Raw genomic sequence first — 25,861 nt, 5'->3', positions numbered from 1 at the left:
CGCAGCGGCAGCTGCACGAGCACCGACAACAGCAACAGCAGCACTGAGAACGAGAACAGCACGAGCAGGGGGCAGGCGTCGTGAAGCAGGTCGCGCAGAACTACCGGTCCGGCGAGCTGACGGTGCTCGACGTCCCGGTGCCGTCGTGCAAGCCGGGGGGAGTGCTGGTCCGCTCGCTCTTCTCCCTCATCTCCACGGGCACCGAGATGATGAAGGTGACCGAGGCGCGGCTGTCGCTCCTCGGCAAGGCCCGCGCCCGGCCGGACCAGGTCAAGAAGGTGCTCGACTCGATGGCCCAGCAGGGCCCGGTCGCCACCTACAAGAAGGCCATCAACACCCTCGACAGCTACACGCCGCTCGGCTACTCGCTGTGCGGGGTCGTCGTCGAGGTCGGCGCCGGCGCGGAGGAGTTCGCCGTCGGCGACCTCGTGGCCGCGGCCGGGAACGAGTTCGCGCTCCACGCCGAGCTCAACTGGGTGCCGCGCAACCTGTGCGTCCGCGTCCCCGACGGCGTCGCCCCCGAGCACGCGGCCTTCGCCACCGTCGGCGCCATCGCCATGCAGGGCGTGCGCCGCAGCGAGCCCCAGCTCGGCGAGCTCGCCTGCGTGATCGGCCTCGGCCTCATCGGCCAGCTCGTCGTCCGGCTGCTCGTCGCGTCGGGGGTCCGCGTGGTCGGCGTCGACACCGTGCCCGCGCGCTGCGGGATGGCCGAGGAGGCGGGTGCCATCGCGAGCGGGACACCCGACGGCGAGGGCGCCGCTGCCCTCGAGCGGGCGATCGCCGCCGCGACCGGTGGCCTGGGTGCCGACCACGTCTTCCTCGCCGCCGGTGGGGACAGCAACGGCCCGGTCGAGCTCGCCTCCCGGATCGCCCGCGACCGCGCCCGCGTCGTGGACATCGGCAAGACCAAGCTCGACCTGCCGTGGAACGCCTACTACGAGAAGGAGCTCGACGTCCGGTTCTCGCGCTCGTACGGGCCGGGCCGGTACGACGACCGGTACGAGCTCGAGGGCGTCGACTACCCGGCGGGCTACGTCCGCTGGACCGAGCGCCGCAACCTCGAGTGCTTCCTGCAGCTCCTCGCCGCGGGCTCGGTCGACGTCGGTGCGCTGGTGTCCGGGACGCACCCGGTCGCAGACGCCGAGTCGGTCTACGGACAGCTGCGGGACGGCTCGCTCAAGGGCATCGGCTTCCTCTTCGAGTACCCGGAGGCCGCCGACCAGGCCCAGCTCGCGGCGGCTCCGGCACCGGCACACGCCCGCACCATGGCTGCACCGCGGCAGGCCGGCACGTCACCGCGGACCGGCACGGACAGCGGTACGGTCCGGCTCGGCTTCATCGGCGCGGGTGCCTACGCGAGCTCGATGCTGCTGCCGCACCTGGCGAAGCTGCCCGGGGCCACGCTGGGCACCGTGGCGACCACCCGGTCCCTGTCGGCGGTGAATGCCCAGCGCAAGTTCGGGTTCCGCGCCCTGACGACCGACGCGTCGAGCGTGCTCGACGACCCCGCCATCGACGCGGTCTTCGTCGTCACGCGCCACCACTCGCACGCCGACTTCGTCTGCCGTGCCCTCGAGGCCGGCAAGGCGGTGTTCGTCGAGAAGCCGCTGGCCCTGACCGCCGAGCAGGTCGACCGGGTGCTCGAGACCGTCGACCGCACCGGGAACGACAGGATCATGGTCGGCTTCAACCGCAGGTTCGCCCCGCTCTTCACGGACCTGCGCAGGCGGTTCGGCCCGACGGCGGGACCCGTGAGCGTCCGCTACCTCGTCAACGCCGGGCAGCTGTCCTCGGGCAGTTGGTACCTCAACGAGGAGCAGGAGGGATCCCGGTTCCTCGGCGAGGGTGGCCACTTCATCGACACCGTCGGTGCGTGGATCGGCTCCGCCCCCGTGGAGGTCACCGCGTTCCAGACCGGCGACGGCGCCGACCTCCAGGCGACGCTGCGGTACGCCGACGGCTCGCTCGCGACGCTGACGTACGCCACCGACGGCAACGCGCGCTTCCCCAAGGAGACGATTGACGTCTCCGGGGCGGGCCGCAACGCCCGGCTCGACAACTTCACCCGCGCCACGGTGTGGAGCCGCTCGGGCAAGGACGTCAAGCGGTCGTATGCCGGCCAGGACAAGGGCCAGCGTGCGGAGGTGGCCGCGTTCGTCGAGGCGGTCCGGACCGGCGGTCCGATGCCGATCGCCCTGGACTCGCTGGTCTCCACGACGCTCGCCACGATCGCGGTCGAGGAGAGCCTCACCACGGGAGGGCCGGTCAAGCTGTGAGCAGGTCCCTGTCCTGGTACGCCCGCCGCCTGCGCGCGATGTCGCCCGGCGAGGTCGGCGCGCGCGTCGGTGACCGCGCCCGGCAGCTCGCGTGGGCGCGTCGCCGCGTCGCGCCCGGCACCCTCCCGCCCGGGGGCGCCGGCGTCGACGGCGTGCCGGGGCTGCTCGGCCCGCGGCGGTTCGCCTCGACCGTGCCCGCCGGGACGCGCGAGGACGTGCCCGCCGCCGCGCGGGAGGCGGTCCTCGCGGCGGCCGACGGAATCCTCGCCGGGCACTGGCTCGTGCTGGGGGTGCCGCGGCAGGACGTCGCCGACCCCGACTGGTTCGCCGACCCCGTGACCGGGCGGCGCGCACCGCAGGACCTGCTCGCCTTCCGCGTGGACCACCGGGACGAGTCGGTGACCGGCAACGTGAAGTCGGTGTGGGAGCTCTCGCGGCACCACCACCTCACGGTGCTCGCGGCCGCGTGGTGGCTCACGGGCGACGACCGGTATGCCGTGGTGGTGGACCGCCAGCTGCGGTCGTGGTGGGCGGCCAACCCGTTCCTGTCGGGCGTCCACTGGACGAGCGGCATCGAGCTGGGCACGCGGCTGGTGAGCTGGGTCTGGGTCCGCCGGCTGCTCGACGGGTGGGCCGGTGCGCCCGCCCTCTTCGAGGACAACCCCGAGGCCCTGCGTCAGCTGCGCTGGCACCAGGAGTACCTCGCCGCCTTCCGCAGCCGGGGCTCCTCGTCGAACAACCACCTCGTCGCCGAGGCGGTCGGCCGGCTGGCCGCCGGCTGCGCGTTCCCGTGGTTCGACGAGAGCAGCCGGTGGCGCCGGTCCGCCGCGGCCGACCTCGAGTCCTCGCTGGAGGCCAACACCTTCCCCAGCGGCGTCAACCGGGAACAGGCCAGCGACTACCACCGCTTCGTGGCCGAGCTGGGCCTGCTGGGCCTGGTCGAGGCGGACGCGGCGGGGGAGCCGCTGGGTGCGGGGACGCGCCGGCTGCTGGCCGCCTGCCTCGACGCGGCCGCCGCGATGGTCGACGCCACCGGCAGGCCGCCGCGCCAGGGCGACGGTGACGAGGGCCGCGGGCTGGTCGTCGACGACCCCGAGCGCGACCCGTGGGCCTCGGTGCTGGCGTGGGGGGAGGCGGTCGTCGGACCCCAGCCGTGGTGGCAGCCGGTGCCCGCCACCGTGGGGTCGGTGCTCCTCGGCTCGTTGACCGGGTCGACGCCGGGGCAGCCGGTGGCCGGCCGGCCGGACCGTGCACCGGTGCGGTTCCCCGACGCCGGGCTCTACCTCCTGCGCACCCGTGACGCCGCCCCCGAGATCTGGTGCCGTTGCGACGGGGGCCCCCAGGGCTTCGGCTCGATGGCGGCGCACGGCCACGCCGACGCGCTGTCGGTCGAGCTGCGCTGCGACGGCGTGGACCTCCTCGCCGACCCCGGCACGTACTGCTACCACGGTGAGCCGCAGTGGCGGTCGTACTTCCGCTCCACGCTGGCGCACAACACGATCGAGGTCGACGGCCAGAGCCAGTCGGTCGAGGGTGGCCCGTTCCTGTGGTCGAGCCGCACGGACGCGGTGGTCGACGAGTGCGACCTCGACGGCGAGGTGCAGGCGTGGTCGGCCCACCACACGGGGTACGGGCGGCTGGACCCGGCGCTGCGCCACGACCGGCAAGTGCGGCTGGACACTCGGGAGCGGTTGCTCACCGTGCGCGACACCCTGACGTCCTCACGCCCGCACACCGTGCGGCTCGCCTGGCACCTCGGCCCGGAGGTGGAGGTGGCCCTCGACGGCCCGGTCGCCGAGCTGTCCTGGCACGGCCCCTCCGGCGCGGGCACCGCCCGGCTGCGGCTGCCCGACGAGCTCGGCTGGGCCGCCCACCGTGGCGGGACGGACCCGGTGGTCGGCTGGTACTCACCCCGGTTCGGCGCGCGGGTCCCGGCCACCACGCTGGTCGGCTCCGGCGCGCTGGACGGCGAGCTCGTCCTGGCCACGACCCTCGACCTCGCAGCGACACGACAGGCCGAGGCGCAGAGGCAGCTGGTCGGCGTGACGGACGCAGGCGCAGGGACGACCGCCACGGCCCGGCAGGAGGGACGGCGATGAGCGAGCAGGTGATCGACCTCCGGTCGACGTGGGCGATCCTGAGGCGTCGCACGGGTGTCCTCGTCGCGGCAGCGGCACTGGGCGCCGCGGGCGGGGCGGCCACCGCCTACGTGCAGCCCCCGGCATACACGAGCACGAGCATGGTGCTGCTGCCCTCCGCGTCACCGGGGGCGAGCTCCTCGGCCTCCAGCCACAGCATCGACACCCAGGTGGCGATCGCCCAGAGCCAGGCGGTCCTCGGCCCGGCGGGCCAGGCGGTGACGCCGTCCCTCAGCGGCGAGCAAGTCGCCCGGCTCGTCACCGTCGAGTCGCCCACCAGCGACGTGCTCGACATCACGGCGACCGGGACGACGCCGGCGCAGGCCGAGGCGCTGGCCAACGCCGTGGCCAAGGCGGAGCTGGACTACCTCAAGAACGCGGCCAACGCTCTCAGCGACGACAAGAAGAGCGCCCTCAACGAGCGGGCCGCGACCCTGAAGGGAAGCCTGGACTCGGTCAACCAGGAGATCAAGGCCGCCCAGACCCGGATCGGTGGCGAGTCGCCGACGTCGACGGCGGGACGGGCGGATGCCGCTGCGCTCGCCGAGCTGACGGCACAGCAGGCCAGCCTCGTGCTCCAGCTGGACCAGATCGACAAGGAGTCCGCCGCTGCGGCGTCCGGCGACACCACGGCCGCGGCGAACGCCACGGTGATCCAGCAGGCCTCCCCCGCGGAGCGGACGCCACTCGTGCTGCGGATGGCGCTCGCCGGTCTCGCAGGGGTCGGACTCGACCTCTTCGTGGTCGCCGGCGTCATCGTCGTTGCCGGTCGGCGTGAGCGCAGCCTGCGCTCTCGCGACGAGATCGCGGACGCGGTGGGGATCCCGGTGCTGGCGTCCCTGCGCAGCCGCGCGCCGAAGTCGGTCGCCGCGTGGACGACCCTGCTCGCCGCGTACTCCCCGGACAACGTCGGGATGTGGACGCTCCGGCAGCTGCTGCGGATGCTCACCCCGGGCCACCCGGGGAGCATCGTGACGGCGGCGCCGGAGTCGCAGCCGACCCACGTCGTCGTCATCACCCTGGCCGGTGACCTGCGCGCCCTCGCGACCGGTCCGCAGCTGGCGTCCTTCGCCGCGTCGACGGGCCTGCGGACGCGCCTCGTGACCGCGCAGACGCACGACTCCGGTGACCGTCTCTGGGCGGCCTGCGCCGGCATTCCGACCGAGGCCCAGCCCAGGCCCGGGCTGACCGTGGAGACCCGGCCCGGCGGCCGGGCCACGGGAGACCTCGCCGTCGACGTCGTCGTCATCGACCGGGTCCGGCCGGTGCTGCACCTGCCCCGGGTCGAGGGCTCCGCGGTGCTCCTCGCGGTGACGGCGGCCGGGGCGACGGCCGACGAGCTGGCCCGCGTGGCGCTGGCCGCCGACGACGCGGGCCACCCGATCGACCGCCTCCTCGTCATCGACGCCGACCCGCTCGACCGGACCACCGGACGCCTGGCCCCGGCCGAGCGCGCCCAGCACGTGGTCCTGCCGTCCCTCATGACCGGTTCGGAGGTCGCCGGCGAGGCGACCGCCCTGGAGTCCCGCCGGAGGCTGCGATGATCGACATGGCCTGGCGCATCCAGGACGAGGAGCAGGACGTCGACTTCACCGGGACGCCCCGCCCCCTGATGGGGACCTGGCACTACCTGCGCAACTCGCTGCGTCGCGGCTGGCGCACGTGGGCGAGCCTGTCGTTCGCGGGAGCGCTGATCGGCCTCGGGCTGGCGGTCTTCCTGCCACCCCCGAGCCAGGGCTCGGTGACCCTGCTCATGGCGCACCCGGCGAACCTGGAGGCGCAGTCGGCGATGTCCACGGACGTGAGCCTGCTGACGACCAGGGAGGTGTCGGCGAGGACCGTGGCCAGGCTGCGCCTGCCGATGACGCCCGAGGCCTTCCGCGCGACCATCACGGCCGACCCGGTGACCACGGAGGTCCTCACCATCACGGTCTCGGCCCCCGACACCGAGTCGGCCGTCAGGCGGGCGGCTGCCCTCACGTCGGTCTACCTGGACTTCCGGGCCACCCAGCTGCGCTCGCTGAGCAGCGGACTGGTCAACGGTTACGAGGCCCGCGTCGCGGGCATGCAAAAGGAGGTCGCGCAGCTCAACACGCAGTACGCCGTCGCGAGCCAGGAGGGCGGCAACCAGACGCAGGCCACCGAGCTGCTCACGCGGCGCAGCCAGCTCAACTCCCAGATCTACGACATGCAGCAGTCGATCGCCGACGCGGCGCTGACCACGGACGCTGCCGTGTCCTCCACCCATGTCATCGACGAGGCCCAGCCCGTCAAGGGATCGCTCAAGCGCGCGGCGGCCCTCGACGTGGCCTCCGGGCTCATCGGCGGGACCGCCCTGGGCGTCGGCTTCGTGCTGTTCCGCGCCCTGACCTCGACCACGGTGCGGCGTCGTGAGGACGTGGCCGTCGCCATGAGCGTGCCCGTCCGCTACAGCGTGGCGTCCGCCTCGCGACTGCCGCAGCGGCTGCGCAACCGCCTGCGCCGCCGGGGGAGGTCCGGGCCGAGTGACCTCGACGTGCTGGTGCGGGGCCTGGAGGCCCACCTCGAGGAGTCCGCGCCGACGGCGGGAGGCGAGCGCCTCTCCACCCCCGGACCCGGTCACGGCGTCGCCGTGGCAGCGATCGGCGACCCCAGGATCGCCGCGGCCGTCGTGGACTCGCTGGTGGACGCGGTCCGCGCACACGGACGGGTGCCGTTCGTCGCCGACCTGAGCGCCGCCGGTGCGCTGGCGCGGCGTCGGGCGGCTGACCGGCACGCGTCCGGGGGCAGGGGTGGCCCAGCGGCCAACGGGGTCACGGTGTTCCGACCCACGGGGGTCCCGGCCCTCGCCACCGGCCCGGCCGCCGGACACGGCAGGGCGGTCGACCTCCCTGACGACGTGTCGTGGCGCGAGGCGTGGGAGCAGGCGGACGTCGTGCTGGCCCTGGTCCAGGTGGACCCGGGCATCGACGCCGAGAACCTCAGGACGTGGGTCGACCGCGTCGTGCCGCTCGTGACGGCCGGTGAGGCGTCGGCCGAGCTGCTGGAGACGACCGCCGAGCTCGTCCGGGCCGCCGGGCTGGTCCTGCCCTTCGCCATGCTCGTGGGGGCCGACCGCACTGACGAGAGCTTCGGGGCCGTCGCGCTCGGCGAGGCCGCGCGCAGGCTGGTCGGGCAGTCGTGAGCGTGGGGGCTCGCGCCCTGCCGCGTCCGCTGCGCGCGACGCAGGTGCCGGCGTCGCTGCGCACGCGGGCGAGCGAGGTGCCGAGGTTGCTGCTGCTGGCGTGGGGGGCGTTGCTGCTCAACGTCCTTCCTCCCTACGGAGCCGGGACGGTCCTCCCCATCCCGCACGCGGCCAACCAGGCGATCGCCCAGGGCGCCCTCCTGGTGGCCATCGTGCTCGCCCTGCTGGTCAACCCGCGGATCGTGATCCGGCCCAACGTGTTCATGGTCCTCGTGAGCGCCATGGCGGTGATGGCGCTCATCGTCAGCATCCACAGCGAGTTCGTGGTGGGGTCCACCTACCGGGCCGTCCGGCTCTGTGGTTTCGTGCTGGCCCTGTGGCTTCTCACCCCGTGGTGGGGGCGGCGCGAGCTGCCCCTCCTGCGGGTGCACCGGCTGTGCCTGTGGGCCGCCGTGGGCTCGGTCGTGGTCGGTGCGGTGATCGCCCCCGGAGCGGCGTTCGGGGAGTCGGGCCGCCTGTCGGGGACGCTGTGGCCGATGCCCGCCACCCAGGTCGCGCACTACGCCGCCGTGCTGGTCGGCAGCTCCGCGCTGCTGTGGATGTGCCGCGTGATCGGCGGACGGCACGCCTCCCTCGCGATCGTGGTGGGCGTGGCGGTGCTTATCGGCACCCACACGCGAACCGCGCTGCTGGGCTGTGTCGTGGGTCTCGCCGTCGGGTCGGCCAGCCTCTTCCTCGGGCACGCGCGCGTGCGCCGGACCTCGGTGTGGACCATCGTCATCGGGATCGCCGGGGGGACCCTGTTCGCCCCGCAGCTGGTGAAGTGGCTGGCGCGCGGCCAGTCCGCGCAGGACGCCTCGGAGCTCACCGGCCGGACCAAGGTGTGGAGCGCCGCGACGCAGGGCGAGCGCCCCCTCACCAGCCAGCTCTTCGGGGACGGCCTGTCCAACAAGTCCTTCAACGGCCTGCCGATCGACAGCAACTGGGTGGCGACCTACCTCGACCTCGGGTGGTTCGGCATCGTCGTCCAGGTCGCCTTCCTCCTGCTGCTGCTCCTCATGGCGGCCACGCACCTGCGCGGGCTGCGCCGGGCCATGGCGCTGTTCCTCACCGTCTACTGCATCACGGCGTCGTTCACCGAGACGGGCCCCGGGGACGCGTCCCCCTACCTGCTGGACCTCTTCGTCGCCGCCTCCCTGCTCGCCCCGGCACCAGTGGGAGGACGAGAGGCTGCGCAGTGGCGCAGGCGACACGAGACGGCTCCGTCGAGTGCAAGGGGTGGAGATGGATGAGTCTGCGGTCCAGTCCTTCTGGAACAGCCACCCGTGCGGTGACCACATCGTGGGTGGCCTGCACGAGGGCTTCCGGGACGACTACGAGCGGTTCTTCGCGGCCTACGACGCCTGGCGGTACGACCAGGAGCGCCACATCCCCGAGTGCCTCGACCTCGTGGACTGGCGCGGCAAGCGGGTCCTCGAAGTCGGCCTCGGTCAGGGTGCGGAGTCCGAGCAGCTGATCCGCCGGGGAGCCTCGTGGTCCGGGCTCGACCTCACCGAGGAGTCGGTCGACCGGGTGCGCACCCGGCTGACCACCCGCGGCCAGCCCTTCGACGACCTACGGCAGGGGTCCGTGCTGGACATCCCCTGGCCCGACGGCAGCTTCGACCTGGCCTTCAGCCACGGCGTCCTGCACCACGTCCCCGACATCCACCGCGCCCAGGCCGAGATCCACCGCGTCCTGCGGCCGGGCGGGACGCTCGTCGCGATGCTGTACGCCCGGCGCTCGCTCAACCACCTCGTGAGCATCCGGGTCCTGCGCCGCGCGGCCGTGGCCGCGGCGTACCCGCTGCGGAACAGCCCCGTCGCAGTGAGGTCCTCGATGATGCGCCAGCACCTCGCCAACGCCGAGGAGGTCGGACTGCGGCGCTACCTCGACCTCGACACGTTCACGCACCACAGCACTGACGGGCCGCTCAACCCGTTCGCCCGCGTGTACAGCCCGGCCCAGGTCCGCGAGGACTTCCCGGACTTCGAGCTCACCAGGCACTTCAAGCGGTACATGCACGCGCCTCCCCTCCCCGTCCACGGCCTACGCCCCCTGGGCCGTGCCATGGGCTGGCACCTGTGGGTCTGGCTGCGAGCCCGGGCCTGACCCCCGTCGCCGCTCATGCAGGTGCAGTAGACCCTTGTACTACACGGGCCCGTGCCGTCCCCTCCGCTGCGGGACGACGATTCTCGAGTGCTCTTCAGCCAAGGCGCACCGACGTCCGTGACCGACTCCGCAAGGGTCACGGAGCGGTTCTGCCCCGACCCGGTCCGACCCCACCGACGTGGGCGCGTGCTGCCGGGGGCTGCGGTCGCGGGGGCGACCGGGTGACGACGGAGCGCGGGGAGACGGACATGGCTCTGGGACACGCCGGGCGGGGAGTCCTGCTCGACCGGGACGGCACGATCATCGTCGACAGCGGCTACGTGGGATCGGTCAACGACGTGGTCTTCCTCGACGGCGCGATCGAGGCCATCGCCCGCCTCAACGCCGCCGGGATCCCGGTCGCGGTCGTGACCAACCAGGCGGGGGTGGCGCGCGGGTACTACGAGCTCGAGGACGTCGAGCTCGTGCACAAGCACATGGCGGCCGAGATGGCCCGCGGTGGCGCGCACGTGGACGCGTGGTTCTCCTGCCCGTACCACCCGGACGGCACCGTGGCGCCGTTCGCCCGGGCCAGCGCCGACCGCAAGCCGGGGCCCGGCATGGCGATCGCCGCTGCCGGCGCGCTCGAGCTCGACCTCGCCCGCTCCTGGGTCGTGGGCGACAGTGCCTGCGACGTCGGCCTGGCGCGCGCGGTCGGCGCCTCGCCGCTCCTCGTCGGCGGGAGTGCGGCCGTGGAGCCGGGCATCACGAGCGTGGCGAGCCTCGCCGACGCCGTCGAGCTGATCCTGGCCGAGCTGGCCGCCGGGCCGGTCGACGGTGCAGCGCTCGCGGCGGCCGCGTCCTCGCGTGTCTCCGCGCCGTCGCCGGTGTCCGCGGCCCCGCCGGCCGCGGCGACCGCGTTCCCCGCCCACGCCTACGGCGACGCCGGGTGGTTCGCCGGCGACTACGCCGACGAGCTGGCCCGCGCACTGGCCACGGTCGAGGAGGGGCGGTTCGAGGCCGCCGCGCGGATCCTCGACGCGGCATACACCCGGGGCGCTGCGGTCTTCTCCATCGGCAACGGAGGCTCGGCCTCGATCGCCAACCACTTCCAGTGCGACCACGTGAAGGGCGTCCGCATCGGCACCGACCTGCTCACCCGGGTGCAGAGCCTGAGCACCAACGTGGAGATCCTCAGCGCGATCGCCAACGACATCGGCTACGACAGCGTGTTCGAGTACCAGCTGCAGTCGCAGGCGCGCCCCGGTGACGTCGTCGTGGCGGTCAGCTCGTCGGGCCGCTCGCCGAACATCGTCCGGGCGCTGGAGTGGTGCGCGGCCAACGGCGTCGAGACCATCGCGCTGACCGGCTTCACGGGCGGTCCGTCCCGTGAGCTGGCCACGGTGTCGATCCACGTCGACTCGCTCAACTACGGCGTCATCGAGGACAGCCACCAGGCGTGCATGCACCTGTTGGCGCAGTACGTCCGCCAGTCGCACATGGAGGCTGCCGCGGTCGAGAGCGCGGTGTTCTGAGCGATGCGTGTCGCCATCAACCTGTTGACCGACGACCCCGACCACCCCTCCGGCGCCCACTGGTTCTGGACCAGGGTCATACCCGAGATGGCCGCCAACCTCACCGAGGACGAGGAGCTGCACCTGCTGGTCAGCCCGCGGACCCGGTCGATGCACCAGGGCTACGGCCGCGGGGTGCACTACGTGACCTTCCCGTGGTCGAACGAGCGGCGGAACCTGCGCACCCTCAGTGAGCACCTCTACGCGCCGATCCGCCTGCCCCTGAAGAGGATCGACGTCTTCAACACCCTGATCGCGCCGATGGTCAAGCCGGCGCCCGGGCTCGTGGCGCACTTCAAGACGATGCACGCGTTCACCGCGCCCGAGGCGATCGGTGCCGCGGCACGGATGTACCGCCGCATCGGCTACCCGCGCACCGCGAGCGTGGCCGACGCGATCATCATCAACTCCGAGAGCCTGCGCGCCGAGGTGGAGAAGCACCTCGACGTCGACCCGTCGAAGCTGCGGCTCATCCCCGAGGCCGTCGACCACGAGGTGTTCCGGCCGGGTGACCCCGAGCAGGCGCGGCGGCGCCTCGCCGAGCGGTATGCCGTGCACGGGCCGTTCGTGCTCTTCGTGTCCTCCCTGTGGCCGTACAAGAACTGCGAGGGGCTGCTGCGCGCGTTCGCCCTCGTCAAGGGCGACCTCGACGGGCACAAGCTGGTCGTCGTGGGTCCCGGCCGCGACACGGCATACGTCGCGCAGCTGCACGCCCTCGCCGACGAGCTGGGGATCGCCGACGACGTGGTCTGGGTCGGGGGCGTCGCGCTCGAGGAGACGGTGGACTTCTACCGGGCCGCGGACGTGTTCGTGTACCCGTCGCACAACGAGACGTTCGGGCTGACCATCCTCGAGGCGATGGCGTGCGGGTGCCCGGTGGTGACGTCGGACCGCAGCGCGATGCCCGAGACGGCCGGTGGCGCAGCGGTGCTCGCCGATCCCGAGGCGCCCGAGACGATCGGCCGCGCCATCCTCGAGGCGATGGCGTCGGCCGACGGCCTGCGGGCACGAGGCCTCGCCCGCGCCGGCGAGTTCACGTGGGCGCAGACGGCGAAGTCGACCCTCGAGGTCTACCGCGAGGTCCACGCGATGAGGAGCGGACGATGAGGATCCTGGTCACCGGAGGCGCCGGCTTCATCGGCTCGCACACCGCCGACCGGCTGGTGGAGCTCGGCCACGACGTCGTCGTGCTCGACGCGCTCACCGCGCCGGTCCACCGCGACGGCAAGCCCAACTACCTGACGCCCGGGGCGGAGCTGTGGGTGGGCGACGTCCGCGACAAGGACCTGCTCGCCAACCTGCTGCGCCGGGTCGACGCGGTGTACCACTTCGCCGCCTACCAGGACTACCTCACCGACTTCTCGCGGTTCACCTCCACCAACGTCGTGTCCACGGCCCTGATCTACGAGATCGCGGTGGCGGAGGGGCTCGACCTGCAGCGGGTCGTCGTCGCCTCGTCGCAGTCGGCCATGGGGGAGGGGCTGTACTCCTGCCCCGTCGACGGACCCCAGGCCCCGGACATGCGACCCGAGTCGGCCCTGGCGAAGGGGGAGTGGGACCACCGGTGCCCGCAGTGCGGTGGCCCGCTGGAGATGCTGCTCACGCCCGAGTCGTTCTCGCACCCCCAGAACGCCTACGGGATGTCGAAGTACGGCGAGGAGATGGTGGCGGTCAACCTCGGCCGCCGCTACGACATCCCGACCGTCGCCCTGCGGTACAGCATCGTCCAGGGCCCGCGGCAGTCCATCTACAACGCGTACTCCGGTGCGTGCCGGATCTTCTGCCTGCACTACCTGCTCGGCTCGGCGCCGACGCTGTACGAGGACGGCGGCATGATCCGCGACTACGTCAACATCCACGACGTCGTCGCCGCCAACGAGCTCGCCCTCACCGACGACCGCGCGGCCGGCCACGTGTTCAACGTCGGCGGCGGCACGGCATACACGACCGCGGAGTTCGCCGACGTCGTCCGGGCGCACTACGGGTCCGACCTGCCGGCGCGGGTCTCGGGGGAGTACCGCTTCGGTGACACCCGGCACATCCACTCGGACATCTCGGCGCTGCGCGACCTGGGTTGGGAGCCCAAGCGGATCCCCGCCGACTCCGTCGCGGAGTATGCCGCGTGGCTGGAGGGGATGCCGGGCCTGGACGACGTGCTCGCCGACGCCGACGCCAAGATGCGCCAGCTCGGGGTCGTGCGCCGGGCGGCGACGTGAACACGCCGGTCCTGGTCGCCTCGATCGCGAGGGAGCAGGGGATCACAGGGGTGCACACCCACGTGCGCCAGCTGCGTGCCTACCTGCGCTCGGTCGGTGCCGACGCCGAGGTGCTCACCCCGCACAGCTGGGCCGAGGGGTCGCTCGTGCGGCGGGCCCTGCTGCTGCCGCTCTTCGGCGCCCGGGTGGTGCTCGAGCGCGTCTGGGGGCCGGCCAACGTCTGGTGGTACCGCTCCGGCCACGAGTACGTCCTGCGCCGGGTGCTGCGCCGCCGGCTCGCCTCCGTGGGGGCGTGCACGGTCTACGCCCAGTGCCCGGTCTCGGCACGGGCGGCCCTCGCGGCCCGCCAGGGCCCGCACCAGCGCGTGGTGCTCGCTGTGCACTTCAGGATCTCCCAGTCGGACGAGTGGGCCGACAAGGGCCAGATCGCGAGGGGCGGGCCGGTTTACCGGTGGATCCGGCGAATCGAGCGCGAGGTCGTGACGAGCGTCGACGGCCTGGTCTTCGTGTCGTCCTGGGGGCGGGCCGCCCTGCGGGAGTGGTGTCCAGAGGTGGACCGGACACCGGCGCGGGTGCTGCACAACTTCGTGCGCTCTCCCCGGGTGGGGGACGGGCCGCGCCGCAGGGGCCACCTGGTGTCGGTCGGCAACCTCGAGGGCGTGAAGAACCACCGCTTCCTCGTGCAGGTGCTGGCGCAGGCCCGCGACCAGGGGCACCGGTACGTCCTCGACGTGTTCGGCGAAGGGGTCGAGCACGACCGGCTCGTGGCGCTGTGCGAGGAGCTCGGCGTCGGTGATCAGGTCCGGTTCCTGGGCTTCCAGCCGGACGTCCAGCAGCGGCTGGGCGAGTACGAGGCGTACGTGCACGCCTCCGTGTCCGAGTCGCTACCCCTCGCCGTCATCGAGGCGATGGCGGCCGGGCTGCCCGTCGTGTGCGCCGAGGCGGGCGGGATCGGAGAGCTGTACGACGACGGTGTCGAGGGGTTCTTCTGGCCGGTGGACGACGTGGCCCGTGCGACTCGCGTGCTGGTCTCGCTCATGAGCGAACCGGAGCTGCTGCTGCGCACGGGGCGGGCGGCGCGGGCGCGGTTCGAGCGCGACTACGACGCCGAGGTGGTGGCCCCGCGGCTGCTGTCGTTCCTCCGCGACGCGGAGGTCGTGCGCACCGCCAGGACGGCCTGAGACCGGGCACGCAAGGACCCAGGACCCGCGGATCCCACCCGGGACGGCTCCTGGCGCAGCGGCCCCTGGCGCAGCGGCAGCAGGCCGACCCCGCTGAGGACGACCAGGGACAGCAGGACGCCGCCGGCGACGTCGGTGGGCCAGTGGGCCGCGGAGACCAGGAGCGCCCGGGCCATGAGCGCGCCGGCCGCGAGCACGGGGGCCCACTGCCACCACCGGACCCGCGACGACAGCACCATCACCGATCCGGCGCAGCACACGAGCACCGCCACCACGTGGCCGGAGGGGAAGGCCCCGCCGGAGGGTGCCACCCAGCCGTGCGGGTCGGGGCGCTGCAGGGCCAGCTTGACCGCCGCCGTCAGCACCACGGCACAGGTGGCCAGGACGGCGGCGAACAGCGCCGGGCGCCACGTCCGGCGCCACACGCACGCGGTGGCGGTGGCTGTCGCGAGCACCAGCACCATGTGCGGTGGGGAGAGGCGTGCCATCCACGGGGCCGCGGAGACCTGCGCGCCGCCCCAGGCGTCCCCCGGGCGCAGCCGGGCGGTCGTCGCGACGTCCAGGGCGTGCGTGGCGCCGGTCGCGACGAGCAGGCCGAGGGCGAGGAGGCAGACCGCGGAGCCGAGCCCGAACCAGGCCGTGCCGGGCAGCCTGCTGAGGACGACGCGCATGGACGGGACCCCCCTGGGGACGACGAGGCAGGTCCCGGCGGCTCCCTGGTGGTGGAGCCGCCGGGACGCCCATGCCCTGCACATGGGGAGGTGCGACTGTCGGCCGACGCTACCGAGCGGTGCAGGCGCGGACATCGTCCAGAATGCGTACGCACCGGCACGGACCGCGCCATCGTGGACGGCCCCGACCACCGGGGCGGGGCACCCCGGGACAGGCCCCGTCGACACCTGTCGGCGACCGCGGCCTCCCGGCCCGTCGGTGGGGGTGGGGTGCCGGCAGGGTGGGCCGGAGCCCGCGGCGCGGCTCAGCCCTTGAGTGGTGTCGCCTGCACGGCGGCGGCGAGGGCCGCGAGGTCGGGCTGGCTCCCCTGGCGCAGGACCAGCACGAGCTGGTTCGAGCTGACCCAGCCCGCGACGGAGCGCTGCCCGGTGGACAGCGCCATCACCTGCGAGCCCACTTTGACGAAGCGCGGCTCGGCAGTCGACCGGGAGACGGAGTTGAGCAGCTGCACGACGTACTGGTCCTGGAAGGTGGTGCTCTTCGACGAGCCCGGCTTGAGCGTGTAGACGGCCACCACGCCGGCGTCCTTGCCCCCCACGCGGACCGTGGTGACCGACCGCTGGGTCGCCAGGCCGCCGGACGCCTTGGCCACCGGGCTGAACAGCTGCATGCGCCCGGCCGAGGCCTTCGCGTACGACACGTCGGCCAGCTTCGCCGGGCTCACCCGCGGGATGTCGGCGCGGGTGTCCTTGACGGTCGCCCGGGACGGCGTGGACCCGGACGTGGACGAGGTCGCGCTGCGGGCCGGTGCAGCCGACCCGTGACCGCCCGACCCGGACCCGGAGCCGCCGGTGCAGCCCGCGGTGCCGAGGGCCACGACGGCCACGGCGCTCGTCAGGGCCAGGCGGGTCCGTGTGGTCATGGTCTCTCCCCGGGTGGTCGGTCTGCCCATGCCCTTCGACGGTACGAGCGCCGGCGGGCCGGCACCCCATGCCGATGCTGTAGGAGGTCGTGGGCCGGCTGCACGACCGGCCCGTGCGCGTATGCGCGACCGGCTGGTGGGCGGGTGCGCGTCGGGCCCGTGCCCGGGTGCCGTGTCGGGGGTCGCGGTTAGATTGGGAGCACCCCCACCTGCTCCTTGCGGTGGGGCGTTCGTGCTGCCCCAGGAGAGATGTCCCCGTGTCGCTGGCCCCCCTGCTCGACGTCCTCGCCACCGACCCCGCGGTGGCCGGTGCCCTGACCGTCGCCCGCTCCGGCGAGCCGTCCGCCGACCTCAGCGTGGCGGCCGGCGCGCGCCCCGAGCTCATCGCGGCCATGGCGCGGGCCTCCGACCGCCCCCTCCTCGTCGTCACGGCGACCACCCGCGAGGCCGAGGACCTCGTCGACGCGCTCGGGTGCTTCCTCGAGCCGGCCCGGGTCGCCGACTTCCCGGCCTGGGAGACGCTGCCGCACGAGCGGCTCAGCCCCCGCAGCGACACCGTCGGCAAGCGGCTGGCCGTGCTCCGCCGGCTGCGCCACCCCGACCCCACCGACGCCACGTACGGCCCGCTCGACATCGTCGTCGCCCCGGTCCGCGCGGTGCTGCAGCCGCTCGCGCAGGGCCTCGGCGAGCTCGCCCCGGTCTCGCTCCGGGCCGGCGACGAGGCACCCCTCGAGCAGGTCGTCGAGGACCTCGCGGCCGCGGCATACACGCGCACCGACCTCGTCGAGCGGCGCGGCGAGTTCGCCGTCCGCGGTGGCATCCTCGACGTCTTCCCGCCCACGGAGGACCACCCGGTCCGGGTGGAGTTCTGGGGCGACACGGTCGAGGAGATCCGCTGGTTCAAGGTCGCCGACCAGCGCAGCCTCGAGGTGGCCGAGCACGGCCTGTGGGCCCCGCCGTGCCGCGAGGTCCTGCTCACCGACTCCGTCCGCGAGCGGGCCAGGGCGCTCATGGACCAGCTGCCCGGGGCCCTCGACCTGCTCGGCAAGCTGGCCGAGGGCATCGCCGTCGAGGGCATGGAGTCGCTGACGCCGGCCCTCGTCGACGGCATGGAGAGCATCCTCGACACCCTGCGCGAGCGCAGCGCGGTCGTCCTGTGCGACCCCGAGCGCGTGCGCACCCGCGCCCACGACCTCGTCGCCACCAGCCAGGAGTTCCTCGACGCCGGCTGGGCCAACGCCGCCGCGGGCAACGCCGTGCCGATCGACCTGCAGGGCGTGCTGGGCACCGCCTCGTTCTGGACCGTCGCCGACCTGCGCGCCCACGCCGCCGAGCTCGGTATGCCGTGGTGGGACCTCTCGCCGTTCGTCGCCGACGAGGAGACCGCCGCCGACGACGCCGTGGTCGTCAACACCGGCCTCGAGGAGGCGCCGCGCTACCGCGGCAGCACCCCCGACGCCGTGGCCGACCTCCGGCGCTGGGTCGGTGACGGCTGGCGGGTCGTCGTCGTCACCGAGGGCCCCGGCATGGCCCGGCGCGTCGCCGAGGTGCTGGCGACCGAGTCGGTGCCGGCCCGCCTCGACGCCGACCTGACCGACCTCACCGACGGCGTCGTCCACCTCACCAACGGATCGGTCGGCAACGGTTTCCTCTGCCCCGCCAGCAGGTTCGCGGTCATCACCGAGAACGACCTGACCGGCTCGACCGGCACGGGCGGCTCGACCAAGGACATGCGCAAGATGCCGTCGCGGCGGCGCAACCAGGTCGACCCGCTGCAGCTCAAGCCCGGCGACTTCGTCGTCCACGAGCAGCACGGCGTCGGCAAGTTCGTCGAGATGGTCCAGCGCACCGTCGGCGGTGCCACCCGCGAGTACCTCGTCATCGAGTACGCCGCGTCCAAGCGGGGCCAGCCCGGCGACCGGCTGTTCGTCCCCACCGACCAGCTCGACCAGGTGACCCGCTACGTCGGCGGCGAGCAGCCGACCCTGAACCGCATGGGCGGCTCGGACTGGAAGCAGACCAAGAGCAAGGCCCGCCGCTATGTCAAGCAGATCGCGGCCGAGCTGATCCAGCTCTACTCCGCCCGCATGGCGACCAGCGGCCACGCGTTCGGTCCCGACACCCCGTGGCAGCGCGAGCTCGAGGACGCCTTCGCCTACGTCGAGACGCCCGACCAGCTGTCGTCCATCGACGAGGTCAAGGCCGACATGGAGCGCACCGTCCCGATGGACCGCCTCATCTGCGGCGACGTCGGGTACGGCAAGACCGAGATCGCCGTGCGGGCCGCGTTCAAGGCGATCCAGGACGGCAAGCAGGTCGCCGTGCTGGTGCCGACCACGCTGCTGGTCCAGCAGCACCTTCAGACGTTCACCGAGCGCTACCAGCAGTTCCCGGTGACGGTGAAGGCCCTGTCGCGGTTCCAGACCGACAAGGAGGCCCGCGAGACCGTCGCCGGCCTCGCCGACGGCAGCGTCGACCTCGTGATCGGCACGCACCGCCTGCTGTCCAAGGACATCCGCTACAAGGATCTCGGCCTGGTCGTCATCGACGAGGAGCAGCGGTTCGGCGTCGAGCACAAGGAGCAGCTCAAGAGCCTGCGCACCTCCGTCGACGTCCTCGCGATGTCGGCGACCCCGATCCCGCGCACGCTCGAGATGGCCGTGACCGGCATCCGCGAGATGTCCACGCTCGCCACGCCCCCGGAGGAGCGGCACCCGGTCCTGACCTACGTCGGTGCCTACGACGAGAAGCAGATCGTCGCCGCGATCCGGCGCGAGCTGCTCCGCGACGGCCAGGTGTTCCTGGTGCACAACAAGGTGTCGAGCATCGAGAAGGCAGCGAGCCGCATCCGCGAGCTCGTGCCCGAGGCCCGCGTGGCCACCGCCCACGGCAAGATGGGCGAGCACAAGCTCGAGCAGGTCGTCGTCGACTTCTGGGACAAGAAGTTCGACGTGCTCGTCTGCACCACCATCGTCGAGACCGGCCTCGACATCTCCAACGCCAACACCCTCATCGTCGAGCGTGCCGACGTCCTCGGCCTGAGCCAGCTGCACCAGCTGCGCGGCCGCGTCGGCCGCGGCCGCGAGCGGGCCTACTGCTACTTCCTGTACCCGCCCGAGAAGCCGATGACCGAGACGGCGCACGACCGGCTGCAGACCATGGCCAGCCACACCGACCTCGGCGCCGGCATCCAGATCGCCATGAAGGACCTCGAGATCCGCGGCGCCGGCAACCTGCTCGGCGGCGAGCAGTCCGGGCACATCGCCGGCGTCGGCTTCGACCTCTACGTCCGGCTCGTCGGCGAGGCGGTGGCCGACTTCCGCGGCGAGGGCGAGACGGCCCCGGCGGAGATCAAGATCGAGCTGCCGGTCGACGCGCACCTGCCGCACGACTACGTGCCGGGGGAGCGGCTGCGGCTCGAGGCGTACAAGAAGCTCGCGAGCGTCGTCGACGAGGACCAGCTGGCCGAGATCGTGGCCGAGCTCCAGGACCGGTACGGCCCCCCGCCGGAGCCGGTGCAGCACCTGTTCGAGGTGGCCAGGCTGCGCACCGTGGCCCGCCAGGCGGGGGTCGCCGACATCTCGGTGCAGGGCAACTACGTGCGGTTCGGGCCGGTCGACCTGCCCGAGTCGGCGCAGCTGCGCCTGCAGCGGCTGTACCCGAAGTCACTCGTCAAGGACGCACTGCATACCATTCTCGTGCCGAAGCCGACCACGGCCCGGGTGGGTGGAAAACCGCTGCGCGACACGGCAGTCTTGCAGTGGGCCAGCGACCTCATCCGCGCCGTGCTGCTGGGCAGCGTCTCCGACGCGGCCCGCGTCGGAGCCGGACAGGGAGCGGCGACCGCCCGCTGAGCACCGAGAGAGGGAACTTCGTGAACGCAACTCGCGTCCTGCGCGCGTCCGCCGTGGCCGTCGTGGCTGCCGGCGTGCTGGCCGTGTCCGGCTGCGCCACCGCCGACACCGCCGCCGTCGTCAACGGCGAGCGCATCTCCGAGACCGAGGTGCAGCAGGCGGTGACCTCCATCAAGGAGGTCGTGCCCAACGCGCAGATCGACACGGCGACCGCGCTCACGTTGCTGGTCTACGCCCCCTTCGTCACGCCGGTCGCCGACCGCGCGGGCAAGGGCGTCTCCGACAGCCAGGTGCGCGCGAGCATGGACGACTCCTCCGGTCGCCTCAGCGAGGCGGCCCTGGAGCTGATCCGCACGAGCGACCTGCTCAACCCGAACAACCCCTCGGCCCTGGACCAGCAGCAGCAGAACGAGGCGATCGCGGCCCTGCACAAGGCCAAGGTGACGATCAACCCCCGCTACGGCACGTTCGACCCGAAGCGGATCGCGTTCGACGCGACCTCGCCCAACTGGATCAAGCAGCAGGCGCCGACGGCGACCGCCACGCCCCAGGGCTGACGCGCCGTCGTGGCCGGCCGCCTCAGCCTGCTCGTCGCCAGCCCCCGGGTCGCCCCGGGGCTGCTGAGCCGGTCCGCCTGGCAGGCCGTCGAGGCGGCCGACTCCGTGCTGGCCCGCGCAGCCGACGAGCCGCTCGCCGCCGCCCTCGTGGAGTCCGGCGTGCCGGTGGCGTATGTCGGTGACGCGCCTCCTCCTGCGCTGGCCCGTGAGCTCGTGGCCAGGGCGGGCGCCGGGCAGGTCGTGTGGGTGTCCTCGGCCGACGCGGACCCGGGGCTGACGGACGCGGTCGCCGCCGAGGTGTCGCGCCTGCCCGAGCCGCCCGAGGTCGAGGTCGTCGTCGGCTCCTGGGACGTCCAGGGTGCCCGGCTGCTCGACGTCGTGGCCGTCATGGACCGCCTGCGCTCGCCCGGCGGCTGCCCGTGGGACGCCGAGCAGACCCACGAGTCGCTGGTGAAGTACCTCGTCGAGGAGTCGCACGAGGCGGCCGAGGCGATCGAGTCCGGCGACCGCGACCACATGCGCGAGGAGCTCGGCGACGTCCTCCTGCAGGTGGCCTTCCAGTCGCGGGTCGCCGAGGAGCACCCGGAGCAGCCGTTCGACATCGACGACGTCGCCGGCGGCCTCGTCGCCAAGCTCGTGCGCCGCCACCCGCACGTGTTCGCCGACGACGCGGCCGCCACGCCCGAGGAGGTCGAGCGCAACTGGGAGCTCATCAAGGCCCAGGAGCGCGCGGCGAAGGCCGAGCACGCCGGTGGAGAGGCCGGGCACGCCGGGCTGCTCCACGGCATACCGGCGTCGCTGCCCGCGCTGCTCGCGGCGGACAAGGTCGTCGCCCGGCTCGAGCGGCGGGGCGACGCGCTGCCGCCCGCCGGCGACGACGTGGCGTCCCAGCTGCTGGCCCTGGTCGCCCGCGCCCGCGCCGAGGGCACGGACGCCGAGGCCGAGCTGCGCCGGGCGCTGCGCGCCCTCGACCAGCAGGCCTGACCCGGGCCGGGCCCACCCCGGTGTCACGGCGCCGGCAGGTCCCACCGCCGGCCGGTGCTGCTGTCGACGAGGGCGACCCGCTCGGCGACCGCCCGCAGCGGCAGGATCTCGAACGCCGTCGTGGCGGCGGTCGCGACGTCGTCGCGCCGCACGCTGGTGGCCAGGCTCGCGTGGGGGATCCACTGACCCGGGCGGTAGTGCACGTGCAGGTCCGCGCCCGTCGCCTCGCCGGCGGCCACGACCGCGGCCTGGCGCGCGAGGAGCTGCGGGGTGGCGGCGGCGACGAGGGCTGCGCGACGCCGCCGGAACAGCGCGACCGCGTCGAAGTGCAGGGTGACCGGCTCGATGGGGGCGAGGTCCGCGACCGCCGCCAGCACGCGGTCGACGTCGAAGGTGCGGTACACGGCATACGACACGTGCGGCACGTGCCGACGGTGCGTGTGGGTGAGCAGCGTCGGTATGCCGTGCTCCTCGAGGCGGGCCCACAGCCCGCGCAGCGCACGGTCGGTCCGGGTGTCGAAGAGCAGGCACACCGCGAGGGCCACGGAGCCATTGTGCGCGACCCGCCGGACCGGCGGGGTCTACTTGGTTTGTTGAAGATGCCTTAGAGTTCCAAGCATGAGCCTGACGCAGCGCGAGCGCGAGATCGTGGACCTGCTGCGCGCCGACCCCCTGCTCGACGCCGCCGCCCTCGCCGAGCGCGTCGGGTCGACCAAGGCTGCCGTGTCGGTGCACCTGTCCAACCTCACCCGCAAGGGCGTGATCCTGGGCCGCGGCTACGTCGTGCGGGCGGCCGCCCACTCGGTCGTCGTCGTCGGCGGCGCCAACATGGACATCAAGGCGCACTCCCGTGCGGCCGTGGAGTTGCGCACCTCCAACCCGGGGGAGGCGTTCACGACACCCGGTGGGGTGGGGCGCAACATCGCCGAGAACCTCGCCAGGCTCGGCACCCCGACGCATCTCGTCGCCCCCGTCGGCCGCGACCCGTTCGGCGACCAGGTCGTGGCGCTCACCCGCGACGCCGGCGTGGTGGTCGACCACATGATCGCCGTCGACGGCCCGACGGGCACCTACCTCGCCGTCCTCGACGCCACGGGCGAGCTGCTCGTCGCCATCTCCAACATGACCGTCACCGACGCCCTGACCGTCCGCCAGCTCGGGGCGGCCCGCGACCTGCTCGCCCACGCCGACCTGCTCGTCGTCGACGGCAACATCCCCGCCGCGCCCACCGCCTGGCTGCTCGACTTCGCCCACGCGGTCGGGGTGCCGGTGGTCCTCGACCCGGTGAGCGTCCCCAAGGCCCGGCACCTCGCCGCCACGCTCTCGCCGGAGCGGCCGGTGCTCGCGATCACCCCGAACTCGGACGAGCTGTCGGCGATCGTCGACGAGCCGGTGGCCGACACCAGGGCCGCCATCACCCGTGCCGCGCGTGTCCTCCACGGGCGCGGAGTGACGCACGTCTGGGTCCGCCGCGGCGTCCGGGGCAGCATCCTCAGCAGCCGGGACGACGACGGGCGCGTGACGGTGACGACGCTGGCCGCGCCCACTGTGGAGGTGGCCGACGTCACCGGCGCCGGGGACTCCATGACCGCGGCGTTCGTCCACGCGTGGCTGCGTGGCGACAGCCCGGTCGAGGCGGCGCGCTTCGGCCAGGCCGCCGCCGGCCTGACCGTCGCCAGCACCGAGACCGTCCGCCCCGACCTGACCGCCAGCCTCGTCGACGCCGAGCTGCGCCGGCACGCACCCCGACCCAGCCAGGAGAAGAAGCGATGACCACTCCCCACCCGTCCCTCGCGCTGCGCGACGAGGTCGCCGACTCGCTGGCCGCGGGCCGGCCGGTCGTCGCCCTGGAGTCGACGATCATCAGCCACGGGATGCCCTACCCGCGCAACGTCGAGATGGCCCTCGAGGTGGAGGGCATCATCCGGGCCGGCGGGGCCACGCCTGCCACCATCGCCGTCCTCGACGGCGTCCCCCGGATCGGCCTGTCGCCGGACGAGCTGGAGACCCTGGCCAGCTCGCCCGACGTCGCCAAGGTGAGCCTGCGCGACCTGCCGTACGTCATGGCCCGCAGGGTGCACGGCGCCACGACGGTCGCCAGCACGATGCGCCTGGCCGCGCTCGCCGGCATCCGGGTCTTCGTGACCGGCGGCCTCGGCGGGGTGCACCGCGGCGCCGAGCACAGCTTCGACGTCTCCGCCGACCTCACCGAGCTCGGCCGGACGGACGTCGCCGTGGTGTCCGCGGGCGTGAAGTCGATCCTCGACATCGGCCTGACGCTCGAGACCCTCGAGACCCTGGGCGTGCCGGTCGTCGTGCACGGCAGCGACGAGTTCCCGTCCTTCTACTCGCGGTCCAGCGGCCACCCGGCGCCCCTGCGGGTCGACTCGCCCGAGGAGGTCGCCGCGATGATGGCGGCCAAGTGGGACCTCGGGGTCGAGGGCGCGATCTCGGTCGCCAACCCGGTGCCGGAGGCCGACGAGATCCCGGCCGACGAGATCGGCCGGCTCATCGACCGGGCCCTCGCCGAGTGCGACCAGCGGGGGATCACGGGCAAGGACATCACGCCCTTCCTGCTCGGCCGCATCGTCGAGCTGTCCGGCGGGCAGTCGCTCGACACGAACATCGCCCTGGTGCGCCACAACGCCCACCTCGGCGCCGCCATCGCCGTCGCCTACGAGCGCCTGACGTCCTGAGCCCGCGGGCCCGCGAGGGGGTCCGCCCTCCCCGGGGCCTTCGACCAGCCCGGCCGCCGCGTGTGCCGCGCGGCATACGCCCCATTGGTCCGGTCCGGCGAGCGGGTCGGTCGTCGATGGCGACCCGCTCGCCCGGTAGCCTCGGGACGTACCCCTTCGGAGCACCACGATGGAGAAGTCTGTGGCCAGCATTGACGCAGTCGGCGCCCGCGAGATCCTCGACTCGCGCGGCAACCCCACGGTCGAGGTCGAGGTGGCCCTCGACGACGGCACCATCGCCCGCGCGGCGGTCCCGTCCGGTGCCTCCACGGGTGCCTTCGAGGCGGTCGAGCGCCGCGACGGCGACAAGGGCCGCTACCTCGGCAAGGGTGTCGAGGCGGCCGTCGATGCCGTGCTCGACGAGATCAACCCCAAGCTCGTCGGCTACGAGGCGAGCGAGCAGCGGCTCGTCGACCAAGTGATGCTCGACCTCGACGGCACCGACAACAAGGGCAAGCTGGGCGCCAACGCCATCCTCGGCGTCTCGCTCGCGATCGCCAAGGCCGCCGCCGAGTCGGCCGGCCTCCCGCTCTTCCGCTACGTCGGCGGCCCGAACGCCCACGTCCTGCCCGTCCCGATGATGAACATCCTCAACGGCGGCAGCCACGCCGACTCCAACGTCGACGTCCAGGAGTTCATGATCGCGCCGATCGGCGCCGAGTCCTTCCGCGAGGCCCTGCGCTGGGGCGCGGAGGTCTACCACGCGCTCAAGTCCGTGCTCAAGGAGCGCGGCCTGGCGACCGGCCTCGGCGACGAGGGCGGCTTCGCCCCCAACCTCCAGTCCAACCGCGCCGCCCTCGACCTCATCCTCGAGGCCATCGAGAAGGCCGGCTACCAGCCCGGCACCCAGATCGCGCTCGCGCTCGACGTCGCGGCCAGCGAGTTCCACAACGAGGACGGCACCTACCAGTTCGAGGGCGTCGCCAAGAGCAGCGGCGAGCTCATCGACTACTACGCCGAGCTCGTCGAGTCCTACCCGCTGGTGTCCATCGAGGACCCGCTCGACGAGGAGGACTGGGACGGCTGGAAGGCCATGACCGAGCGCCTCGGCAGCAAGGTCCAGCTCGTCGGCGACGACCTGTTCGTCACCAACCCCGAGCGCCTGGGCCGCGGCATCGCCAGCGGCACCGCCAACGCGCTGCTGGTCAAGGTCAACCAGATCGGCTCGCTCACCGAGACCCTCGACGCCGTCGACCTGGCGCACCGCAACGGCTACCGCTGCATGATGAGCCACCGTTCCGGCGAGACCGAGGACGTCACCATCGCCGACCTCGCGGTCGCCACCAACTGCGGCCAGATCAAGACCGGCGCCCCGGCCCGGTCCGAGCGCGTGGCCAAGTACAACCAGCTGCTGCGGATCGAGGAGGAGCTCGACGACGCCGCCGTGTACGCCGGCGCCGGCGCCTTCCCGCGCTTCACCGCCGGCCGCTGACGCCGGCGTCCGCAGCACGCATCCGAC

At 73.3% G+C, this 25,861-nt stretch carries 19 protein-coding genes; 16 read left to right on the top strand and 3 right to left on the bottom strand.

Annotated elements, in window-relative coordinates:
• The first annotated feature begins 80 nt into the window (after window positions 1-80).
• The 10 genes from RKE38_RS04825 (at window position 81) to RKE38_RS04780 (ending at window position 14,678) form a co-directional block, all read left to right on the top strand.
• A complete protein-coding gene (locus RKE38_RS04825; RefSeq protein ID WP_316006309.1) occupies window positions 81-2,276 on the top strand; it encodes a bi-domain-containing oxidoreductase in 2,196 nt (731 codons plus the stop codon).
• Window positions 2,273-4,375 carry an alginate lyase family protein gene (locus RKE38_RS04820; protein ID WP_316006308.1) on the top strand — a complete coding sequence of 701 codons (2,103 nt, stop codon included), beginning with the start codon at window positions 2,273-2,275 and terminating at the stop codon, window positions 4,373-4,375. Before RKE38_RS04825 ends, RKE38_RS04820 begins: the two co-directional genes overlap by 4 nt.
• A complete protein-coding gene (locus tag RKE38_RS04815) occupies window positions 4,372-5,958 on the top strand; it encodes a Wzz/FepE/Etk N-terminal domain-containing protein (protein WP_316006307.1) in 1,587 nt (528 codons plus the stop codon). The genes RKE38_RS04820 and RKE38_RS04815 overlap by 4 nt, the downstream gene beginning before the upstream one ends.
• Window positions 5,955-7,577, top strand: a complete 1,623-nt coding sequence (locus RKE38_RS04810; protein WP_316006306.1) for a hypothetical protein — start codon at window positions 5,955-5,957, stop codon at window positions 7,575-7,577. The genes RKE38_RS04815 and RKE38_RS04810 overlap by 4 nt, the downstream gene beginning before the upstream one ends.
• Window positions 7,574-8,869 (top strand): hypothetical protein, encoded by a 1,296-nt coding sequence (locus RKE38_RS04805; protein ID WP_316006305.1) that lies wholly within the window; start codon window positions 7,574-7,576, stop codon window positions 8,867-8,869. Before RKE38_RS04810 ends, RKE38_RS04805 begins: the two co-directional genes overlap by 4 nt.
• Window positions 8,862-9,728, top strand: a complete 867-nt coding sequence (locus tag RKE38_RS04800) for a class I SAM-dependent methyltransferase (RefSeq protein WP_316006304.1) — start codon at window positions 8,862-8,864, stop codon at window positions 9,726-9,728. Before RKE38_RS04805 ends, RKE38_RS04800 begins: the two co-directional genes overlap by 8 nt.
• Window positions 9,729-9,976: 248 nt before the next feature.
• Window positions 9,977-11,242, top strand: a complete 1,266-nt coding sequence (locus tag RKE38_RS04795; RefSeq protein ID WP_316006303.1) for an HAD-IIIA family hydrolase — start codon at window positions 9,977-9,979, stop codon at window positions 11,240-11,242.
• 3 nt (window positions 11,243-11,245) lie between these two features.
• Window positions 11,246-12,388, top strand: coding sequence for a glycosyltransferase family 1 protein (locus tag RKE38_RS04790; RefSeq protein ID WP_316006302.1), 1,143 nt, complete (start codon window positions 11,246-11,248; stop codon window positions 12,386-12,388).
• Window positions 12,385-13,497 (top strand): NAD-dependent epimerase/dehydratase family protein, encoded by a 1,113-nt coding sequence (locus RKE38_RS04785; RefSeq protein WP_316006301.1) that lies wholly within the window; start codon window positions 12,385-12,387, stop codon window positions 13,495-13,497. Before RKE38_RS04790 ends, RKE38_RS04785 begins: the two co-directional genes overlap by 4 nt.
• The gene (locus RKE38_RS04780) at window positions 13,494-14,678 is read left to right on the top strand and encodes a glycosyltransferase family 4 protein (RefSeq protein ID WP_316006300.1); all 1,185 of its coding nucleotides are present in this window, start codon (window positions 13,494-13,496) and stop codon (window positions 14,676-14,678) included. Before RKE38_RS04785 ends, RKE38_RS04780 begins: the two co-directional genes overlap by 4 nt.
• On the opposite strand, the gene RKE38_RS04775 is transcribed toward RKE38_RS04780, so the two are convergent.
• Together RKE38_RS04775 and RKE38_RS04770 are read right to left on the bottom strand one after the other, a co-directional pair.
• Window positions 14,597-15,349 (bottom strand): hypothetical protein, encoded by a 753-nt coding sequence (locus tag RKE38_RS04775; RefSeq protein WP_316006299.1) that lies wholly within the window; start codon window positions 15,347-15,349, stop codon window positions 14,597-14,599. The two genes, RKE38_RS04780 and RKE38_RS04775, sit on opposite strands and share 82 nt — an antisense overlap.
• Before the next feature lie 305 nt (window positions 15,350-15,654).
• The gene (locus RKE38_RS04770) at window positions 15,655-16,272 is read right to left on the bottom strand and encodes a hypothetical protein (RefSeq protein ID WP_316006298.1); all 618 of its coding nucleotides are present in this window, start codon (window positions 16,270-16,272) and stop codon (window positions 15,655-15,657) included.
• Window positions 16,273-16,529: 257 nt separating this feature from the next.
• On the opposite strand from RKE38_RS04770, the gene mfd reads away from it, so the two are divergent.
• Genes mfd through RKE38_RS04755 form a run of 3 tightly spaced genes read left to right on the top strand, consistent with a single transcriptional unit; the run spans window position 16,530 to window position 21,667 of the window.
• Window positions 16,530-20,126, top strand: a complete 3,597-nt coding sequence (mfd, locus tag RKE38_RS04765; protein ID WP_316006297.1) for a transcription-repair coupling factor — start codon at window positions 16,530-16,532, stop codon at window positions 20,124-20,126.
• A gap of 20 nt (window positions 20,127-20,146) precedes the next feature.
• Complete coding sequence (locus RKE38_RS04760; RefSeq protein WP_316006296.1) at window positions 20,147-20,683, top strand: hypothetical protein; 537 nt, start codon at window positions 20,147-20,149, stop codon at window positions 20,681-20,683.
• A 9-nt stretch (window positions 20,684-20,692) separates the two neighbouring features.
• Window positions 20,693-21,667, top strand: a complete 975-nt coding sequence (locus RKE38_RS04755) for a MazG family protein (RefSeq protein ID WP_316006295.1) — start codon at window positions 20,693-20,695, stop codon at window positions 21,665-21,667.
• Window positions 21,668-21,690: 23 nt separating this feature from the next.
• Here the strand turns inward: RKE38_RS04755 and RKE38_RS04750 are convergent, their stop codons facing one another.
• On the bottom strand, window positions 21,691-22,212 hold the full coding sequence (locus tag RKE38_RS04750) for a 2'-5' RNA ligase family protein (RefSeq protein WP_316006294.1): 522 nt from the start codon (window positions 22,210-22,212) through the stop codon (window positions 21,691-21,693).
• A gap of 73 nt (window positions 22,213-22,285) precedes the next feature.
• Here RKE38_RS04750 and RKE38_RS04745 point away from each other — a divergent pair, with 73 nt between their 5' ends.
• The 3 genes from RKE38_RS04745 to eno all read left to right on the top strand — a co-directional run bounded on the left by RKE38_RS04745 (window position 22,286) and on the right by eno (window position 25,834).
• Window positions 22,286-23,440, top strand: coding sequence for a carbohydrate kinase (locus RKE38_RS04745; RefSeq protein WP_316006293.1), 1,155 nt, complete (start codon window positions 22,286-22,288; stop codon window positions 23,438-23,440).
• On the top strand, window positions 23,437-24,363 hold the full coding sequence (locus RKE38_RS04740; RefSeq protein ID WP_316006292.1) for a pseudouridine-5'-phosphate glycosidase: 927 nt from the start codon (window positions 23,437-23,439) through the stop codon (window positions 24,361-24,363). Before RKE38_RS04745 ends, RKE38_RS04740 begins: the two co-directional genes overlap by 4 nt.
• Window positions 24,364-24,544: 181 nt before the next feature.
• Complete coding sequence (gene eno / locus RKE38_RS04735) at window positions 24,545-25,834, top strand: phosphopyruvate hydratase (protein WP_316006291.1); 1,290 nt, start codon at window positions 24,545-24,547, stop codon at window positions 25,832-25,834.
• The last annotated feature ends 27 nt before the right edge of the window (window positions 25,835-25,861 follow it).

The organism is Phycicoccus sp. M110.8 (genome assembly GCF_032464895.1).
Taxonomy (GTDB): Bacteria; Actinomycetota; Actinomycetes; order Actinomycetales; family Dermatophilaceae; genus Pedococcus.
This window is presented reverse-complemented; position numbering and strand designations above follow the sequence as displayed.

What these genes read in the sequence shown, in the direction of transcription:
- RKE38_RS04815 (WP_316006307.1), top strand. Translation starts at nt 4,372, where the DNA reads ATGAGCGAGCAGGTGATCGACCTCCGGTCGACGTGGGCGATCCTGAGG.
- RKE38_RS04810 (WP_316006306.1), top strand. Translation starts at nt 5,955, where the DNA reads ATGATCGACATGGCCTGGCGCATCCAGGACGAGGAGCAGGACGTCGAC.
- RKE38_RS04800 (WP_316006304.1), top strand. Translation starts at nt 8,862, where the DNA reads ATGGATGAGTCTGCGGTCCAGTCCTTCTGGAACAGCCACCCGTGCGGT.
- RKE38_RS04795 (WP_316006303.1), top strand. Translation starts at nt 9,977, where the DNA reads ATGGCTCTGGGACACGCCGGGCGGGGAGTCCTGCTCGACCGGGACGGC.
- RKE38_RS04790 (WP_316006302.1), top strand. Translation starts at nt 11,246, where the DNA reads ATGCGTGTCGCCATCAACCTGTTGACCGACGACCCCGACCACCCCTCC.
- RKE38_RS04785 (WP_316006301.1), top strand. Translation starts at nt 12,385, where the DNA reads ATGAGGATCCTGGTCACCGGAGGCGCCGGCTTCATCGGCTCGCACACC.
- RKE38_RS04775 (WP_316006299.1), bottom strand. Translation starts at nt 15,349, where the DNA reads ATGCGCGTCGTCCTCAGCAGGCTGCCCGGCACGGCCTGGTTCGGGCTC.
- RKE38_RS04770 (WP_316006298.1), bottom strand. Translation starts at nt 16,272, where the DNA reads ATGACCACACGGACCCGCCTGGCCCTGACGAGCGCCGTGGCCGTCGTG.
- RKE38_RS04745 (WP_316006293.1), top strand. Translation starts at nt 22,286, where the DNA reads ATGAGCCTGACGCAGCGCGAGCGCGAGATCGTGGACCTGCTGCGCGCC.
- RKE38_RS04740 (WP_316006292.1), top strand. Translation starts at nt 23,437, where the DNA reads ATGACCACTCCCCACCCGTCCCTCGCGCTGCGCGACGAGGTCGCCGAC.